The 3,265-nt window shown below is 45.4% G+C and carries 3 protein-coding genes; 2 read left to right on the forward strand and 1 reads right to left on the reverse strand.

Features of this window, described 5'->3' with window-relative positions:
* Positions 1 to 730: LexA family transcriptional regulator (locus QTO06_RS25095; protein ID WP_331410309.1), on the reverse strand; the 730-nt coding region annotated here is incomplete at its 3' end.
* A 203-nt stretch (positions 731 to 933) separates the two neighbouring features.
* Between QTO06_RS25095 and QTO06_RS25100 the strand changes: the two genes are divergently transcribed.
* The gene (locus QTO06_RS25100; protein ID WP_042770649.1) at positions 934 to 1,152 is read left to right on the forward strand and encodes a helix-turn-helix domain-containing protein; all 219 of its coding nucleotides are present in this window, start codon (positions 934 to 936) and stop codon (positions 1,150 to 1,152) included.
* On the forward strand, positions 1,152 to 3,236 hold the full coding sequence (locus QTO06_RS25105) for a transposase domain-containing protein (RefSeq protein ID WP_331410310.1): 2,085 nt from the start codon (positions 1,152 to 1,154) through the stop codon (positions 3,234 to 3,236). The genes QTO06_RS25100 and QTO06_RS25105 overlap by 1 nt, the downstream gene beginning before the upstream one ends.
* The last annotated feature ends 29 nt before the right edge of the window (positions 3,237 to 3,265 follow it).

A 3,265-nucleotide genomic window follows, 5' to 3' on the forward strand; every position in this document is an offset into this window, starting at 1 on the left:
GGCTGGGTCTTCCCATTACCATTACCACTTCACCAATTACGCGCATGCGGTCTTGCATGAGTTCCTCGTGGTCTATGAACTCTTCAGGGTATTCGGGGTTGTCACTAATGATGCGATAGCCGCTTCTCTGAATGCTATATTCAAGACGTTTTACTCTTAACTGCCCGTCAATGCTGATGACATGAACTCCGCTCAAAACCTTATCAGCATTGAATTCTACGCGCTTTAATAATAGATCGTCACCACTCTCAATGTAGGGGGCCATAGAGTCTCCTTTGGCCTCAACAATAAGCAGTTCGGCGTGAGAGAGCCTATTGCGTTTCAAGTATTCATCACTAAATGGAAAGTACTCTTCAATGCTTTCTTCTTCAATGTATGTGCCTCCACCAGCCGATGCTAACACTCCATATTTAGGGACTTTTACAAACTTGAAGAAAGATTCGAGGTTTTTCGTTTGCTGTCTGGATGGTTCATTCCCGGTAACTAACCACTCAACTGTAACGTTTTCGATGTTTGCTATTTGGTACGCTTTGTCTGCGGATGGTGTTGAACCCTTAGATACATAAGCTGTAACTGTTGATAAGGGAATGTCCCAGTCTTTAGCTGCCGCTCTTAAGCTTCTCCCCTTAAGTAGGCTATTTAATCGCTCAGTAATAGATCCCTTTTTTTCTTCGAAATTGGGATCGCGTCGTTCGATTTTTAAATCATGATCCGCTTTTTTATAACTCATTGTTTTCTAATACCTTTCTTCTTAGTTGGCGTCAAAATCAACAAAATTTAATTGGGATCGCATAAAAACGTTTCAAATATAACTTGCATCGTTTCAAATATTGATCAACACTTACTCACGTTGATTATTTATATGAATAAGCTTTGCTGATTACTAGCGTTAGTAATCAGCGAATAGTATCAAACCTTAATGAGGAGGTCACTATGACGCCAATTGCAGACATGCATCGAATTGACATTGTCGCTGCACTTCACAAAAAAGGCTTAACCGTTCAAGACTTGTCCGTTGAAGCAGGTTGGAGCAAAGGAACCTTGGCTAATGCACTCCGTCGTCCTTGGCCTAAAGGGGAGAAAGTGATCGCAAAAGCACTCGGTATGGAGCCTCAAGATATCTGGCCTAGCCGTTATCAGGAGGTTGCGTGATGTACCTTACTGCCAAGGAGCTTATTGGTGTTGTTGGTATGCCCTCAGATATTCGCAATATCCGAATCCTTTTGAATAAGTGGGCTAATGACGATCAAAAACGTGAGCGCGCTTATCGAGAAAAAGGAGCTCGCGGTAAGAAGCCAACGGAATACCACATCGACTGCCTACCAGTAGAAACTCGCATGGCTTTGATGCAGCAAATTGCTAAAGAAGAAGCGGACAAATCGCAATCTGTCGAAGCTCGTGAAATGTCTAGCGCAGAGCTTTGGTATGAGTACGACCTTGCTACAGATAAGCAAAAAGAGAGAGCCACGGCTGCGCATGAATTATGTGTTCGCGTTCGTACCTATGTGGACGATGGAGTGAACCTAAGAGAGGCGATGCGTAAAGTTGCCGAAGAATCAGGTTCGTCTTTTGGTCGCATTCATCGTTGGTTCTACATCTCTCCTGGTCTGCGTACGAATCGCATTCAAAAAAATGACTGGCTTCCATCTTTACTTGATGGTCGAGGTGGTGCGACTCGCACTGCTGACATGCCAGATGAAGCTTGGGAATTGTTCAAAGCTGATTATCTTCGTCCAGAGATGAAGTCCGGTACGTTCACGGAGGTATATCGCCGTTTGAGTCGTATTGCTGACGCACGCGGTTGGGAGCTGCCATGTATCGCTACCTTCAAAAATCGCATTAAGCGTGAAGTTCCAAAAGAACTCGTTTTGCTCAAGCGTTTTGGCCTTGCCGAGTTCCAACAAACAGTTATTCCGGCTCAGCGTCGCTCTCGTAAAGGTTTGCACGCAATGCAGGTCGTGGCTGGAGATGGTCACAAATGTCGCGTGTTCTGTAAGCGAAATGGCAAGGTATTCCGACCTGTTATTTGGGCATTCATTGATGTGTATAGCTCCATGATTGTTGGCTACAGCGTTGATATTAGCGAAAACACAGAAATGCTGGGGTTGGCGGTTTATAACATGACGAGCACTTACGGCACGCCATCAGGGTACATCTTTGACCGAGGCAGTGTATTACTGGGCGAAGCAATGACGGGCCGCATGTCTCGACCTAAGCGTAACGGCAGCGGAAAGCTAGTGCACAAGAAGTTTGATGCTTATGAGATTGAAGGTGCGCTAACAGCTATGGGTTCAAGCGTTAACTGGATCCGTCGTTACGATGACAACGAAGGTTCAAAAGGTAACTCTCGTGCAAACCCTATCGAGCGACTTTGGCACTCTAAAGGCGGTTTTGGTCAATTTGAGCGTGAGCCTATTTTTGACAAGGCTTACACGGGTGCAAATATTGACGACAAGCCAGCGAACTACAGCGAAAGCAACGCCGTGGATTACGACGTATTCCTAGAGCATCTCGATGCGTGGATTTATCGCTGGAATCATGAGGAAGGTCGCCGCACTGAAATGGCTAAAAGCCAGAAGCTTAGTTACGCGCAGGTGTTTACACGTAGCTATGAGCAATCAGTCATCCCTAAACCAACACAAGAGCAGCTTGCGCTTTGTTTATTGCGAACTCGCAAAGCGGTAAAGGTTCACGATGGTGGCTTGGTTGACCTCAATGCTGGCGATTATTCCAACCACGAAACGAACCGCTATCGCTCACCACTTCTCTTTGAACACGTAGGTTCAAAGGTCATGTTGCGATTCAATCCTTACGACTTAACCCAGTACGTACTGGCTTATTCAGAAGAAGGTCGTTTTATCGGGAAAATTCCGCTTTATGGTGATGTGGCAGTTAATGATTTGAGCGCACCACGACGTAAGCGCCTGATGGAAGAGAGTGAAGTTGAACGCGTTGAAAACGTCGCCTCAGTCATGATCACAAAAACCATTGATGACCTTGCCGAAGCGCTTGCACCAAAAGAGCACGAGAAAACAGACATCGGTGGACCTGTGCCTGGTATCACGAAGATGGTGCCAAATATGCCTAGAACACTTGATGACTTTAGTGATTTCGATATGGGAGAAAAAACAAAACGCGCCGTTGGTCATGACGCGTCTTGGGATGCTGATGATGACTACTTCAATGATGATATGACCCGAGTAATACAACAGCAATTTGGAAAGAATACGGAGTAAAGAATGAATGATGTAATTGAGCGTGTCAA

This window comes from Vibrio sp. M260121 (genome assembly GCF_036533715.1).
Taxonomy (GTDB): Bacteria; Pseudomonadota; Gammaproteobacteria; order Enterobacterales; family Vibrionaceae; genus Vibrio.